This is a genomic window from Phyllobacterium sp. 22552, assembly GCF_052044585.1.
Lineage (GTDB): Bacteria > Pseudomonadota > Alphaproteobacteria > Rhizobiales > Rhizobiaceae > Phyllobacterium > Phyllobacterium ifriqiyense.
In genome coordinates, this window is the sequence record NZ_JBQENG010000005.1 from 225,465 (window position 1) to 240,381 (window position 14,917).

General features: G+C 55.0%; 13 protein-coding genes. 2 read left to right on the forward strand and 11 right to left on the reverse strand.

Annotated features, from left to right (window positions below; translation table 11 throughout):
* Nucleotides 1-2: 2 nt before the first annotated feature.
* The 10 genes from ACTJI9_RS14035 to hutI all read right to left on the reverse strand — a co-directional run bounded on the left by ACTJI9_RS14035 (nt 3) and on the right by hutI (nt 10,746).
* A complete protein-coding gene (locus ACTJI9_RS14035) occupies nt 3-815 on the reverse strand; it encodes an ABC transporter permease (protein ID WP_440808747.1) in 813 nt (270 codons plus the stop codon).
* A complete protein-coding gene (locus tag ACTJI9_RS14040; protein WP_440808750.1) occupies nt 812-1,633 on the reverse strand; it encodes an ABC transporter permease in 822 nt (273 codons plus the stop codon). The genes ACTJI9_RS14035 and ACTJI9_RS14040 overlap by 4 nt, the downstream gene beginning before the upstream one ends.
* 61 nt (nt 1,634-1,694) lie before the next feature.
* Nucleotides 1,695-2,831, reverse strand: a complete 1,137-nt coding sequence (locus tag ACTJI9_RS14045; protein WP_115053739.1) for an ABC transporter substrate-binding protein — start codon at nt 2,829-2,831, stop codon at nt 1,695-1,697.
* Nucleotides 2,832-2,908: 77 nt separating this feature from the next.
* Nucleotides 2,909-4,012: an ABC transporter ATP-binding protein gene (locus ACTJI9_RS14050; RefSeq protein WP_115053855.1), complete on the reverse strand. Its 1,104-nt coding sequence runs from the start codon at nt 4,010-4,012 to the stop codon at nt 2,909-2,911.
* A 123-nt stretch (nt 4,013-4,135) separates the two neighbouring features.
* Complete coding sequence (gene hutC / locus ACTJI9_RS14055; protein WP_115053738.1) at nt 4,136-4,888, reverse strand: histidine utilization repressor; 753 nt, start codon at nt 4,886-4,888, stop codon at nt 4,136-4,138.
* A complete protein-coding gene (locus ACTJI9_RS14060; RefSeq protein WP_307275876.1) occupies nt 4,885-5,472 on the reverse strand; it encodes a HutD/Ves family protein in 588 nt (195 codons plus the stop codon). Before ACTJI9_RS14060 ends, hutC begins: the two co-directional genes overlap by 4 nt.
* Complete coding sequence (gene hutU, locus ACTJI9_RS14065) at nt 5,472-7,142, reverse strand: urocanate hydratase (RefSeq protein ID WP_115053736.1); 1,671 nt, start codon at nt 7,140-7,142, stop codon at nt 5,472-5,474. The genes ACTJI9_RS14060 and hutU overlap by 1 nt, the downstream gene beginning before the upstream one ends.
* Complete coding sequence (gene hutG, locus ACTJI9_RS14070; RefSeq protein WP_440808755.1) at nt 7,123-7,944, reverse strand: N-formylglutamate deformylase; 822 nt, start codon at nt 7,942-7,944, stop codon at nt 7,123-7,125. The genes hutU and hutG overlap by 20 nt, the downstream gene beginning before the upstream one ends.
* A gap of 10 nt (nt 7,945-7,954) precedes the next feature.
* Complete coding sequence (gene hutH, locus ACTJI9_RS14075; RefSeq protein ID WP_336441971.1) at nt 7,955-9,496, reverse strand: histidine ammonia-lyase; 1,542 nt, start codon at nt 9,494-9,496, stop codon at nt 7,955-7,957.
* Nucleotides 9,493-10,746, reverse strand: coding sequence for an imidazolonepropionase (gene hutI / locus ACTJI9_RS14080; RefSeq protein ID WP_440808759.1), 1,254 nt, complete (start codon nt 10,744-10,746; stop codon nt 9,493-9,495). Before hutI ends, hutH begins: the two co-directional genes overlap by 4 nt.
* Before the next feature lie 92 nt (nt 10,747-10,838).
* On the opposite strand from hutI, the gene ACTJI9_RS14085 reads away from it, so the two are divergent.
* Nucleotides 10,839-12,191 carry a formimidoylglutamate deiminase gene (locus tag ACTJI9_RS14085; protein WP_440808762.1) on the forward strand — a complete coding sequence of 451 codons (1,353 nt, stop codon included), beginning with the start codon at nt 10,839-10,841 and terminating at the stop codon, nt 12,189-12,191.
* Nucleotides 12,192-12,407: 216 nt separating this feature from the next.
* On the opposite strand, the gene ACTJI9_RS14090 is transcribed toward ACTJI9_RS14085, so the two are convergent.
* Nucleotides 12,408-13,259 (reverse strand): IclR family transcriptional regulator, encoded by an 852-nt coding sequence (locus ACTJI9_RS14090; protein WP_336441968.1) that lies wholly within the window; start codon nt 13,257-13,259, stop codon nt 12,408-12,410.
* Nucleotides 13,260-13,386: 127 nt separating this feature from the next.
* Between ACTJI9_RS14090 and ACTJI9_RS14095 the strand changes: the two genes are divergently transcribed.
* Nucleotides 13,387-14,886, forward strand: coding sequence for a M81 family metallopeptidase (locus ACTJI9_RS14095; protein WP_307275892.1), 1,500 nt, complete (start codon nt 13,387-13,389; stop codon nt 14,884-14,886).
* Nucleotides 14,887-14,917 lie beyond the last annotated feature (31 nt).

The following is a 14,917-nucleotide window of genomic DNA, read 5'->3' on the forward strand; positions in this document are numbered from 1 at the left end:
TTTCAATGTCCAACTTTCGAAAGCACGTCGGCGCGCAAGAATCGCTCTACCACCAGCATGAAACCTATCGATGGTATGAGCAACAGCAAGGCTGTTATGGAGGCAATCTGATAATTTCCACCCGAGCTCGCAGTATAAAGCAAAAGCGGGAGGGTATTAACATCAGGCGCGCCAACAAAATAGCTGCCGGTAAACTCATCCAGGGATTCAAGAAATACAAAGATTGCGCTTGCTAAAAGCCCCGGCGCGGCGAGGGGGAGGGTGATGTCGCGAAAGGCCCGGAATGGTCCAGCGCCGATGGATCGTGCCGCTTCTTCAAGGTCAATCTGAACCGCTGAGAATGCAGCCGTCGCAATCCAGACCGCATAGACGAGCCCATGGGTTACATGGACCAGCACCACACCGGAAATAGTGCCGTTCAGCCCGATCTGATAGAAAAACCGCGCAATATTTACATAGACCGGAAGGTTGGGGAATGCCTGAGGAATAAGAAACGCAAGCAGGATGAGCCCGCGGAAGGGCAGTTTCAGGCGCGACAGGGCATAGCCAGCCGGAATGGCCAAGGCCAGCGACGCGACGACTGTAAGGGAAGCCACGACTATGCTTGTCGCCAGAGAACCCATAGCATTGCCGCGCGGCGAGAATACGCGCTCCCAAAAGCTGAAACCGTATTCCAGCGGCAGCATGTGAGGGAAGTACCATTTCTCGGCAACGGTCCAAAGCAGTAGATTGGTCAGAGGGCCAAAAATGATGAAGGCCAGAAGGCCCAAAATAACAGCACGCGGCAGCCACCAGAAATCAAAGCGCATCATCATGAACGCTCCTTCATCGTCTGCCTCAGATATATCAGAGCGACGCCTGTGGTCAGGATCAACGATATCATACCCAGCGCGTTAGCTACCCCATAGTCACCATGGGCATTGATTCGGAAAGCAATATCGGCGGTTAGCATGGTTGGTGATTGCGCATTGATCATCAAGGGCACCGACAGAACCGACATCATGGTGACGAAGGAAAGGATCAGACCCACCAGAAGCGTTCCGGCAATCTGGGGAAGAACGATTTCAATCAATATGCGAGGGCGCGACGCACCAAGATTGCGCGCTGCCTCGATGGTGCTTCGATCCAATGAAGCCATGGCGCCAGCCACAAGTAACGTAACGAAAGGTGTCTGTTTCCAAACAAAGGCAATGACAATCCCGCGCCAATCGAGGAAACCAATCGTTTGTAACGGGGTTAGGATGCCGAGGCTGACTAGGATATTGTTCATCAGGCCGTTCTTGGCGAGAAAGGTCCGCAATATTTGCCCAACCACGATGAATGGAATGAACATGGGCCAGCGATAAAGCCAGCGTAGAATGGCGATAGCGCGCGGGTTTTCCCCAAGCGTCAGATATCCGCCGATTGCTATTGAAAACAGGCCGATTAAAGCCGTTGAAACGGTGACGATGACCACCGTGAAAATCATATCGCTGGAGTAAAGCTCGAAAGATTTGCGGAAATTACCCAGTCCCCAGGCATCGCCCACTTCGAATGCACCCAGAATGGATGCAATCAGCGGCACGATGAAGAACAGCACTATCATCACCAGCGCTGGCAGGACGAGAAGTATGGCGAGGAGGTTTTTCCGCATGGATATTACCTGCACAGGAAAGGGGAGGGGCCTTCGCAAGCGAAAGCCCCTGCTTCAAAAATTAGTTTGCTACGTTCTTCTCATAGGCTTCCAAAATCGCCGAATTATAGGGAGCGATCGGGAAAGGCTTGGCTTTGGTTGCAAGATCCTCCGGTGAGATATCGACAAAGAGCTTGTCCCAGCTGGCCTTGTCCAGCTCCGGCTGTACAAACTTGGCATCAATGCCCGGATACCAGTTGAAGCGCTTGACAATGCCTTCAGCCTGAACTTTCGGGCTGGTTGCCAGCGCAACGAACTTTTCGGCCAGTTCAGTGTTCGGGCTTTTTGCCGGAATGACATAATGCATTGGCTGGCCCGGCATGCCGGGTGCAGGCAGGAAGAGCTTCATTTCCGGCGGCAGTTTGCCATCAGCCTGCCAGGAATAGAACATATCCACCCATACCGGGCCCATGGCTATTTCACCCCGGCTCAGCATGTCCAAAGTGCCGGCATTGCCCGGCGTAAGGGTCGCGTTCGTCGTGAAATCCTTCAGGCCGGCAAATGCCTTGTCCCATTTCTTGGTTTCGGCTTCATCGAACGGACCATTCATCAATTTGGCCGCATCGCCATCGCCAAACGCATAGATCCAGCCCATGACGAAGCTGACGCCGGAAGCGCCACCCTTGATTCCGTTATAGCCGAACTGTTTGGGATTTTCCTTTGCCCAGCTCACCAGCTCTTCATAGCTCTTTGGCGGTGTCGGTATGAGCGCAGGATTATAGGCGATTGCCGTCTGGCTGGAGAACATGGGCATGACATAGCCATCGACATTCGAGCCAAGCGCCATCTTGGCTTTTTCACTTGTCACCATCTCGCCCGATGCGATCTTCGAGCGATAGGATTCCAGATAGCCGTTCTTTACCATTGGACCAGCGAATTTTTCGTGGACAACTGCAACATCTGCGTCCCACTTTTCGACGTTGGCTTTTGATTGCGCGTCGAAACGTTCCACGATTTTCTGCGACCCGGCATCGCCCGGACCCGTGCCCACGACCCTGACTGTCGTTCCAGGGTTTTCCTTTTCAAAGAGGGGCCCAAGATAGTCATTTATATAGTCGACCATGTTCTGATCGCCTGCGGTCAAAACAGTCAGATCAGCAGCGGCAGCTGGGCCTGTGACAAGTCCCAGAATGAGAGAAGCCTGTAGAAGCGTTTTCATATGTAACTCCCTGAGCAAGATTGTTAATTTTAATGGTATAAGGCACAGCAGAAGCTAAGCGCAGTTTCGCTTCGCTTTTATGTTATTTTCGCCGTATTTGTTGAGGTATTGAAGATAAAGAGCGAGTCCGCCGGTATTTGCACTTTCACCGTTTCACCCTGATTGTATGGCGCGTCGGCATCGACGAGTATTTCGCGGTCTCCAAGGCGCACAGCATGACGCCAATGGCCACCGGGATAACTTACACTTGCAATTTGCCCCCGCAATTCGAGATGACCGGTGCCCTGCATCGCAACGTCTTGAACACGCGCAAGTCGCGCAGCTTCCGCGCGAAAACGCAATTCCACAGGACCGGTGGTCAATGGGCGGCCCGAGCGTGATGTAACCGAGGTCTGGTTATACTCGCCTTCAGCTAGCTCAATCAGGTCGCCTTGCACACGCACCTGCATCGGCAGAAGATTCTCGGCACCCATGAAAGCGGCAACGAAAGGCGAGGCCGGTTTGTTATAAACTTCCTCTGGTGGTCCCTGTTGTTCGATCCGCCCCGCATTCATAATGACGATGCGGTCGGCCATGACCATCGCTTCTTCCCGGTCATGGGTGACATGAACAGCCGTGATGCCAAGGCGCTTTTGCAAGACGCGAATTTCATGGCGAACAGTCAGGCGAATGCGCGCATCGAGATTGGAGAGAGGCTCGTCAAGCAGGAGAATTTCCGGGTCAATTGCCAAAGCTCTGCCAAGGGCGACGCGCTGACGCTGTCCACCCGAAAGCTGGCCGGGCTTGCGGTTACCGAGGCCAGAGAGCCCGAGCAGTTCCTGCATCTCGGCAACGCGGCTATTGATGGTTTCGCGCGAGTGCTTTTGGAGCTTCAGGCCGTAGCCAATATTCTGCGCAACAGTCATGTGAGGCCACAGCGCATAGGACTGGAACACGAGTGCCATGCCGCGCTTGTCGGGCGGCAGTTCCGTTACATTCCGACCGGCAACTTCGATCCGCCCGGAAAACGGCTTTGCGAAACCGGCAATCGTGCGCAGCAAAGTTGTTTTGCCACAGCCCGAAGAGCCAAGGAGAGCGACAAACTCCCCCTTGGCAATGTCCAGATCAAGATTGTCCAGAACAGTCGTCGGCCCATAGCCAACACTCATTCCAGCCACTTTAAGGAAAGCCTGCCCGTTCATTTTCATCCCCTATTGCACAGCTGCGCAATTTTTTCTTTGTACTGTCTGTTTATAACAGCGGGATGACAAGCGAAATTTTTTGTCCCGCTAAAAAGGTGCGAGAACCGGCACGCTCAAGACCGATTAATTACCCTTCGGGCTGAAATGCGCGACGAGGCGATAGCTGTCGCCGGGATAATACATGCGCACGGCAGTGATCGGCTGGGTCCCGCGCCAGGTCGAACGTTCGACCTGCAAGCAGGCAGCGCCTTCCTTGATTCCCAAATGGGCGGACAAGACCGCATCGGCATTCAATGCGTTTATGCGGTTCTCCGCTTCAGACCACGGCACATGCTCGCGCAGCCAGGTGCCGGGCGGGACATTTTCAAAAGCAATGTCGCTGGCATTGGGTACGCTTACCAGATCAATAAGACGATCTTCAAAGGCATGCACGCGGCGGCCGGCCAAATGCCGGCACAGCACTGCCAGAACGGGGCGAGGGGTCTGCACATCAAGACGCTTCATATCCGCTGCCGTGCTGGTCCTTTGACGACGCGAGACAACCTCCAGCCGATAGACTTGACCGATAGCCTCAACCTCAGCCTTCACGTCTGAAATCTCGATGACGGCAGATTGGACAAGTGGCTGTGAAACAAAACTGCCCGCACGACGACGGCGCTCGATCAGTCCTGAAGCGGCAAGCGCCACAAGCGCCTTGTTTACAGTCATGCGTGCGCAACCGTAAGTATCCATCAGTTCACGCTCTATCGGAATGCGATATCCCGGCGCCCATTCCCCTGAAAGTATGCGCCGCTCAATATCGCTGCGGATACGTGCAGACAGCTGGCCTTTGGATTGGTCAGGGTCAACAGGTGAGGGGAGGGTGGCTTTGTTCAAATTGGCCTCGTCAACGAACTGGGCGCAAGGCGAATAATCAAGATAACCGCAGAGCCCCCAACAGCAATCGTGGCCATACCATCTGCTTCGCCGACAAACAACGCATCATGTTTCGTGAGGACCGATCGATCCGCCAGTTCGAGCGTTCCCTCGACGCAAAAAATGATGCTGCTGCCGGAACCAGTTCTTACAATGCAGGGTTCTTTGACTGTCAGTCGCTCCACCGTCGCATGCCATTGACCTCGGCGGGTCATGACATTGAGATCAGTGATGGTGCCGGAGACCAGTGTTGCAGATGTTTCGGCATCGCCGGGAAAGGCAAAGGGCTCGGAGGCAGTTGTCAGGCGAATGGGCTCCATTCCCGCCACATCGAGATTCATACCTTCTCCGTCCAAAACCGTAAGGATGCGATCAATATTCTCGAAGGAGGAGAATGGTCCATCGGAGGCAACTGTCGCCATACTGACGCGCCAATGAAACTCACCAACACCTGCCCCGGCGGGGGCTACGGCAATCTCCGTCGTGACACCGCCGCCGTTTTTCCAGGGCATCTGTTTGTGATCACTGGCGCGCAATATATGCATCAGCCTAATATGCCCGGCAGGTTGAGACCTTTTTCTTTGGCGCAATCCAGCGCTATCTCATAGCCCGCATCCGCGTGACGCATAACACCGGTCGCCGGATCATTCCACAGAACCCGCTTGATGCGCTCCGCAGCGTCGTCCGTGCCATCGCAGCAGATCACCATGCCGGAATGTTGCGAGAAGCCCATGCCCACACCGCCGCCATGATGCAGCGACACCCATGTTGCACCCGATGCAGTATTCAGAAGCGCGTTCAACAGAGGCCAGTCCGATACGGCATCCGAGCCATCCTTCATCGCTTCCGTTTCCCGATTGGGAGAAGCAACGGAACCGGAATCAAGATGATCACGACCGATAACAATTGGCGCTTTCAACTCACCCGTGCGAACCATTTCGTTGAACGCGAGACCCAGCCGGTCGCGATCACCCAAACCCACCCAGCAGATGCGTGCTGGCAGGCCCTGAAAGGCAATGCGGTCACGCGCCATGTCGAGCCAATTGTGCAGATGCGTATTGCCGGGCGTCAGTTCCTTGACCTTGGCATCGGTCTTGTAAATGTCTTCCGGATCACCGGAAAGTGCAGCCCAACGGAACGGGCCGACACCACGGCAGAAAAGCGGGCGGATATAGGCAGGCACGAAGCCGGGGAATGCGAAAGCATTTTCCAAACCTTCATCCTTGGCCACCTGACGAATATTATTGCCATAGTCGAGCGTTGGAATGCCCTGTTCCCAGAAAGCAATCATCGCTTCGACATGCTCACGCATTGAGGCGCGTGCGGCTTTCTCGACAGCTTTCGGGTCGCTCTCGCGCTTGGCCCGCCATTCGGCCATGGTCCAGCCTTTAGGAAGATAGCCATTGATCGGATCATGCGCCGAAGTCTGGTCAGTCACAATATCCGGGCGGACGCCGCGACGAACCAGCTCCGGCAATATTTCCGCGGCATTGCCAAGAAGGCCAACCGATTTTGCTTCACCCGCCTTGGTCCAGCGGTCAATCATTTCGAGCGCTTCATCCAGCGTTTCAGCTTTCGCATCGACATAGCGGGTGCGTAGACGGAAATCGATTGAGTCCGGGTTGCACTCGACAGCGAGACAGCACGCACCTGCCATGACAGCAGCCAGTGGCTGCGCGCCGCCCATGCCGCCAAGGCCGCCGGTCAATATCCATTTGCCCTTGAGGCTACCGCCATAATGCTGACGACCCGCCTCGACGAAGGTTTCATATGTACCCTGAACGATACCTTGTGTACCGATATAAATCCATGAACCGGCAGTCATCTGGCCATACATGGCCAAACCCTTCTTATCCAGTTCGTTGAAATGATCCCAGGTCGCCCAATGCGGCACGAGATTGGAGTTTGCAATCAGAACGCGCGGTGCATTTGAATGGGTCTTGAACACGCCGACAGGCTTGCCGGATTGCACCAGCAATGTCTCATCTTCGTTCAGCGTTTTCAGCGTGGCGACAATCTTGTCAAAATCATCCCATGTGCGGGCGGCGCGGCCTATGCCGCCATAGACAACCAGCTCATTCGGATTCTCTGCAACATCGGGATCGAGATTGTTCATCAACATGCGCAAGGGCGCTTCGGTCATCCACGATTTTGCATTGAGTTCATTGCCGCGAGGGCTGCGGATTTCGCGGATATTATGCCTTGGATTGTTCATATCTGCTTCCCAGTTTGATTGCAGTCTGTTCAAGAATTTCGAGAATATCTTTGAGGTGCTTGCGCAGTTTTTCCGCCTTGGCTTCGTCATAGTCGAAAGGAGGGGCCTCGGTCGTTAGATGGGAAGATTGCGTCAGCTCCATCTGTATGGCGTGGATGTTGTTCTCCGGCTGGCCATAGTGCCGGGTTGTCCAGCCGCCCTTGAAACGTCCATTGATGACCGCGTCATATCCGGAAGCGGCAAAGGCAATACGCCCCACTGCCGAAGCAATTTCCGGTGAACAGCTTTTGCCCTCATTTGTACCAATGTTGAAATCCGGCAATTTGCCCTGAAACAGAAAGGGAATGTGCGAGCGTATGGAATGGCAATCGTAGAGGATACACAGTCCATGCATCTCATGAACCCGTTTGATTTCCGCTGACAAAGCATCGTGATAGGGACGATGAAAAGCCTCCAGCCTCAGCTTGATATCGGCGGGCGTGGGTTGCTGTTTGTCGCGCCAGATCGGCTTGCCGTCAAAGTCTGTTTCCGGAACCAGTGTCGTTGTATTCTGGCCGGGATAAAGACTGTTTCCATCGGGGTCGCGATTGGCGTCGATGACATATCGATGGAATGTTGCACGCACCGTAGTTACGTTTGGCAGCAGGCCATCATAGAGTTGATCAATGTGCCAATCCGTATCCGCCAGCATCTGGCCATTCTCGTTGAGACGCGCATGGATATCGGCCGGAACTTCCGTACCCGTATGCGGAAAACCGAGAATAATTGGAGATGTACCTTGTTTTACTTCAACAGCGCTCATTGACCGATCCTCACAAGCTTGTATCGAGCAGCGGCAGGATGTCGGGTGAGATGGCAGCGTTCAGCTTGCCGGAAGCAACCACCTCTGAAACAGCCTTCAGATCAGGAGCCATATAGCGATCCTCCTCCAATGTAGGCACCGCTGCTCGAATAACGCCATGAGCGCGCGTGAGTTCCGGGCTGGTCTGCAGCGGTGCACGCAGGTCAATTCCCTGTGCCGCAGTCAAAGCTTCAATACCAATGATCGAGAAAAGATTATCTGTCATCTGCAAGAGACGGCGCGCACCATGACAGGCCATCGAAACATGGTCTTCCTGATTGGCCGATGTGGGTGTCGAGTCGACAGAGGCCGGATGCGACATCTGCTTGTTCTCAGACATCAAGGCGGCTGACGTTACTTCAGCAATCATGAGTCCTGAATTTAGTCCCGGCTTGCGAGCCAGGAATGCCGGCAAGCCATAGCTCAAGGTCGGATCGACTAGCAAGGCGATGCGGCGCTGGGCTATCGATCCAATTTCGCAGATGGCGAGCGCGATCTGATCGGCAGCAAAAGCCACGGGTTCAGCATGAAAATTACCGCCCGAAACCACCGAGCCATCGCTCAAGACCAGCGGATTGTCTGTCACCGCATTGGCTTCGATTTCCAGGGTGCGCGCCGCCATTCGGAGCAGATCAAGACATGCCCCGTCAACCTGTGGTTGACAGCGGATGCAATAAGGATCCTGTACCCGCTCGTCGCCCTCAATGTGGCTCTCGCGAATAGGAGAGTTTTCAAGCAGGCGCCGCAATGCAGCACCTGTATCGATCTGGCCGCGATGGCCCCGAAGCGAATGTATGTCCGCATGGAAAGGAGCCGATGAGCCCATCGCCGCATCTGTCGACAATGCACCTGTGACCAATGCCGACTGGCCAGCGCGATGGGCGCGAAACAGCCCAGCCAAAGCCAGTGCAGTGGAGACTTGCGTGCCATTGATAAGTGCAAGCCCCTCTTTGGCCGCAAGCACGACGGGCCTCAGACCCGCCTTGGCGAGACCATCTCCGGCAGGCATTTGCGCGCCATCGAAAACGACATCGCCTTCGCCGATCATCGCCGCAGCCATATGTGCCAAAGGAGCAAGGTCACCGGAAGCGCCAACTGAACCCTTTTCCGGAATGACCGGAATAACGCCCTTTTCCAGCATTGCCTCAATGAGCGTGATCAGCTCGAAACGCACCCCGGAAGCGCCACGGCCCAACGATATCAGCTTCAGAGCCATGATTAGGCGGACGATATTTTCCGGCAAAGCATTGCCGACACCGCAGCAATGCGAAAGGATCAGATTGCGTTGCAGCGTTCCAACATCGGCAGCATCGATCTTGATAGAAGCCAGCTTTCCAAAGCCCGTATTGATCCCGTAAACGGGCACATTGCCAGCAGCAATTTCAGCAATACGCCGCGCGGCGGCCTCAATCCCGGCATGGGATGACGGGTCCAGCCTGACGGGCGCTCCTTGCCAGTAAATCGTCTCAAGCGTGCTGAGCGAAACACTGCCCGGATGAAGTATAATGGTCATCGAGTAATCCTTTGTCCGCGGAAAATACGCATGTGGAGAGGGTTGAACCCTATACGGTAGACAAGCTCAGCCGGGCTCGTCGCATTCCAGACCGCGAAGTCGGCTGATTTGCCCGCTTCGATCGTGCCTGTGTCATTCAATATGCCAAGCGCACGCGCCGCCTCGCGCGTTGCACCCGAAAACGCCTCGTCAACTGTCAGGCGGAAAAGCGTGCAAGCCATGTTCATCGTCAAAAGCAGCGAAGTGAGCGGTGAGGTACCGGGATTGCAATCGGTTGCCACGGCAATGTGAACGCCTGCCTCTCGGAGCAACTGGACGGGCGGAGCCTGTTCTTCGCGTAGAGTATAAAAAGCGCCCGGCAGCAAAACAGCAACTGTTCCAGCCGCTGCCATGGCTTTCGCACCCTCTTCATCAAGATATTCGAGATGGTCGGCGGAAAGCGCGCCGTAAGATGCCGCAAGCTTGGCACCGCCGAGATTGGAAAGTTGTTCTGCATGAAGCTTGACGGGAAGGCCGAGAGATTTTGCCTTGTCAAACACACGGGCGATCTGCGCTGGAGAAAAAGCAATGCCCTCGCAAAATCCGTCGACCGCATCGACCAGCTTTTCCGCATGAGCAGCTTCCAACCCGGGTAGCACGACCTCAGAAATATAATCATCGGCACGGCCACGATATTCAAGCGGCACTGCATGGGCAGCAAGATAACTGCTATAAATCCGCACCGGCCGCATGGTCGCCAATCGCCGCGCAACGCGCAGCATTTTCAGCTCGGCTTCAATATTCAGCCCATAGCCCGATTTGATTTCGATGGTTGAAATGCCCTCTGCCAGCAGCGTATCCAGGCGCGGCAGGCTTTGCGCGATTAGTTCATCTTCGCTCAACGCATTGGTTGCCTTGACGGATGAAACAATGCCGCCGCCAGCGCGGGCAACGTCTTCGTAGCTTGCCCCTTCAAGCCGCATTTCGAATTCCCGCGCGCGGTTGCCGCCATAGACAAGATGCGTGTGACAATCGATCAGAGATGGCGTCACCAATCTGCCTTCAAGGTCATGGGATGTGGCCGCTTGCGCTTCCGCCGGAAGGTCTTTTTCCGCGCCCGCAAGAACAACACGCCCATTCTTTACGAGGATCGCCGCTTGATCAATGATAGCGGTTGCATCGCGCTGGCAGCTAAGCAGGCGCATATTGCGCCACACTTCCACATCTGCATGCCGAGCCTCACTTTCGTCTGAAATTATATTTCCGCCCATGAGCTTTACGCCTTTTCTTCTCCTGCTAATATGTATAGACATAATTGAGATCAACGCAAACGGTTTTTCTGTCGCTTCGGGAGGATTCACCATTGACGCATATATTTGCACAGGCAGCATTGACGACTTCCGGCTGGCAACAGAACGTCCGCATAAGTTTTGACAGCACTGGCATTACCGCTATGCAGCCGGACAGCGCTCCGCTTCCCGACGATGAGCGCCATTCGATCATTCTCCCCGGCACGCCAAATCTTCACAGCCACGCATTTCAGCGCGGCATGGCAGGACTTGCAGAAAGCCGCGGTCCTGGTGCCGATAGTTTTTGGAGCTGGCGCAATGTCATGTATCGCTTTGCTCTGACAATGACGCCGGAGCAGATGGAAGCAGTCGCAGCGCAACTATATATGGAAATGCTGGAGGCGGGTTTTACACGTGTCGGCGAGTTCCATTACCTCCACCACGATATTGACGGGCGGCAATATGCAAATATTGCCGAGATGGGTGAGCGGATTGCAGCAGCTGCAAACGTGACGGGGATAGGACTTACCCTACTGCCTGTTTTCTATGCGCATTCCACGTTCGGCGGCGCTGCCCCCTCAGAGGGACAGCGCCGGTTCATCAACACACTGGACGCTTATGAAAAGCTTCATGCCGGATGCCAGCAGGCAGTCAAGGACTTGCCCGATGCGAAAGTCGGCGTAGCGCCCCATAGTCTGCGAGCAGTGACGCCGGATGAACTGGCAGCCGTGACGGCCATCGCTGGAAAAAATCCGAAACACATCCATGTCGCCGAGCAAATAAAGGAAGTTGACGATTGCATCGCCTGGTCCGGTGCCTGTCCCGTCAAATGGCTGCTCCAAAATGCTGATCTGGACAAAAGTTGGTGTCTTATACACGCGACACATATGACAGATGACGAGACCCAGGCCATGGCCCGCAGCGGTGCAATTGCCGGTCTCTGCCCAATCACGGAAGCCAATCTGGGCGATGGAACATTTTCAGCACAATTATTCACGCAAGCGGGCGGTGGCTTCGGCATCGGTTCGGACTCAAATGTTCTGATAGGAATTGGCGACGAGCTGCGTCAGCTAGAATATTCGCAGCGTCTGGCGCATCGCTCGCGCAACGTGCTCGCACCAGCGGGCGGATCGACAGGCAGGGCGCTGTTCGACCACGCTGTCAGCGGCGGCGGAACTGCCCTCGGCGTCGAGACAGGCCTTGCCATTGGCAAACCCGCGGATTTCATCAGCATCCAGCTCCAGACGCCGGATCTGTTTTCCGGTGACGTTGCGTTGGACTCATGGATTTTTGCCAATGGTGCCAAAGTAGATTCGACTTGGGTAACGGGCATCAAGCAGGTTGATCACGGCCGCCACCGGCTTCGCGATCAGATCGAACATAAGTTCGGCAAAGTCATGAAAGAACTCATTTCGGCAAATCCGTAAAAGATATGCCTGCGGCCACTCCGTTTAGAACTTATGCCCTTCGCTCATCGCTCCGGGCAAACGTGGTCAGGCCCCGACTATTGCATTTGCTGAGGTACCCGTTGAAAAGTACCAAGCCGGCTGTTTTCCTCATGATGATCCTGTTTGATGGACGGTTTTGGAAGTGGTTGCTTTAGCCAGCAGACGCAGCAGAGCCGCCGACTATTGGGCATTGACCTATTCTTGAATCCCTTTTCGGATCCCGATGGGAGCTTTTTCCGAAACTGTTTGCGCCGCGTTTTGCACCAGCGGACCGAAGCTGTCACTGAAGCTTTCGGCCGTCCACTCTTGCAGACTTCCCGCGACGTGGATTGCGCCAATAGGAGCACCGCTCGAATCTCGTATCGGAGCGCCGATGGCCACTTCATGATTTAACAATTGCCTGCATAATACGGAATGCCCCCGCTCACGCGTGGCGTGGACATGCACCATAACTTCATCAAGAGTGCGGATGGTGTGACTGGTAAAAGGTGTCAAATCCGAGCGTTTCACAATGTCGGCGACCTTCTCGTCAGGGAGGAGCGATAGGATGGCAATGCCGCCCGCCGTGCAGTAAGTCGGAACCGCATGTCCAACAATGGTCGCGCTGAAGATTTCATGCTTTGAGGGCATGCGCAAAGCATAGACGACGCGCACATCGTCAAAGAGCGAAAGATCGACACGCTCACGGACACGGCGGCGTAGCTCCAACATGACGGGATTTGCGCGCTGGAGCATTGGGTTAAGTCGCAACAAATCGTGCGTCATGTCGAGCACACGCAGACCGGGCAGGTAGCCGCGATCCTCAGGGTCGCGGGTGAGCATACCCAGCTTCAAGAGTGAGTGAACGATCCGTTGCGCAGCGCTGCGATCCACACCAGCAGCTGTCGCAACCTGACTGAGCGATAACGGATGACGCGCGCTCTGAAATGCTGACATGACAGCGACCGTTCTTGCGACCGAACGCATAAACAACGGATCGTCCTTGTAAGCTTCTCCTTCATCAGGGTCGAAACTGGATATGCCGCGAAGATCTCGAAATGTGGTCATGAAAAATCTCTAATCGACATTGGAGGATTGACAAGCATCAAAATTGGTTCCTATCATAAAAAACAATATAGATGTATCGCTGAGAGATACACACATCAGCCCGAGGGGGCAAATCAAAAATGGGAGTATGCTCGTGTCAAAACGCGTGGCTGTCGCTGGCTTTTTGCATGAAACAAATACGTTTGCTGCGGCGCCGGCAACCATGGCAGCATTTGTTCAGGGTGGCGGATACATCCCCATCTCCCGTGGAAACGCGATTTTCGAGAATGCGCAGAATGTTAACCTCGGTATTGTCGGGGCATTGAACTTTGCGCAACAGGCCGGCTGGGAAATCGTGCCCATCCTGTGGGCAGGGGCAATCCCCTCCGCGCCGGTGACCAAAGACGCCTATGAAACAATCGTTTCCGAGATTGTCGAAGGGCTGCGCAATTGTGGGCCTCTGGATGGCATTTTTATCGATCTGCATGGCGCAATGGTTGCTGAGCACGTGGATGACGGCGAAGGCGAGCTTCTTGAACGAGTTCGTTCCATCCGCCCATCGGAACCGATTGCCGTCGCATTAGACCTGCATGGAAATATTACGCGGCGTATGTTCGACCTTTCGGATGTGATGGTCGGTTTTCGTACTTACCCGCACGTCGATATGGCCGAAACCGGTTATCGGTCGGCACAGGCTTTGCAGGCATTGATGGACAGGCCTGATGGCTGGCAGAAGGCGATGCGACAGGGCGATTATCTGATCCCGATTGCATGGCAGTGCACGCAGGAAGAACCCGCAAAAGGCCTATATGGCATGACGGTCGATCTGCCAGAGAATGTGCTGACGGCCTCGCTCTTCATGGGCTTCCCCGCTGCTGACTTTGCCGAATGCGGGCCTTCGGTCTTCGCCTATGGTTGGGATAAGCAGGCGGTAGATGCGTGCGCCGATAATATCATGACGGCTCTTTCGGCGGCTGAATCCTCTTTTGTCGGCACAGCCTATCAGCCAAAGGAGGGGATTGAAAAGGCGATTGAGCTGGCTCGGAGCGCCGTTCGCCCGGTCGTCATTGCGGATACTCAAGACAATCCCGGAGCGGGTGGCAGTTCGGATACGACCGGGATGCTTCGCGCACTTGTTGCCAGCGGCGCCGAACGTGCGGCCATTGGGTGTATTCACGATCCGGAAGCCGCAAGGCTTGCGCATCAAGCAGGCGAGGAAGCTGAGATCGAGATTTCGCTTGGCGGCAAATCAGGGATCGAGAACGACGAGCCGTTCAAAGCCCGGTTCACCGTCGAGAAACTCTCTGACGGCAAGGTCCATGCAACAGGTCCCTATTATGGTGGCACATGGTTGGATATGGGTCCATCTGCCTGCCTTCGACTCGGCGGGACGCGTATCGTTGTTACGACCAATCTTGCCCAAATGGCAGATCGTGAACTTTATCGCATGGTTGGGATTCAACCAGAACAGGAAGCCATCCTCGTTAATAAAAGCTCCGTCCATTTTCGAGCCGACTTCGCACCAATCGCGGAAAAGCTTCTTGTCTGCATTGCCCCCGGTGCGATGCCGCTCAGCCCGGCGCAATTGCCGTGGAAGCGCTTGCGGGCGGGCATAAGGCTTGAGCCGCTCGGACAGGAATTCAACTAGAACAATAAGAACAACCTCCAGAGGAACTAAG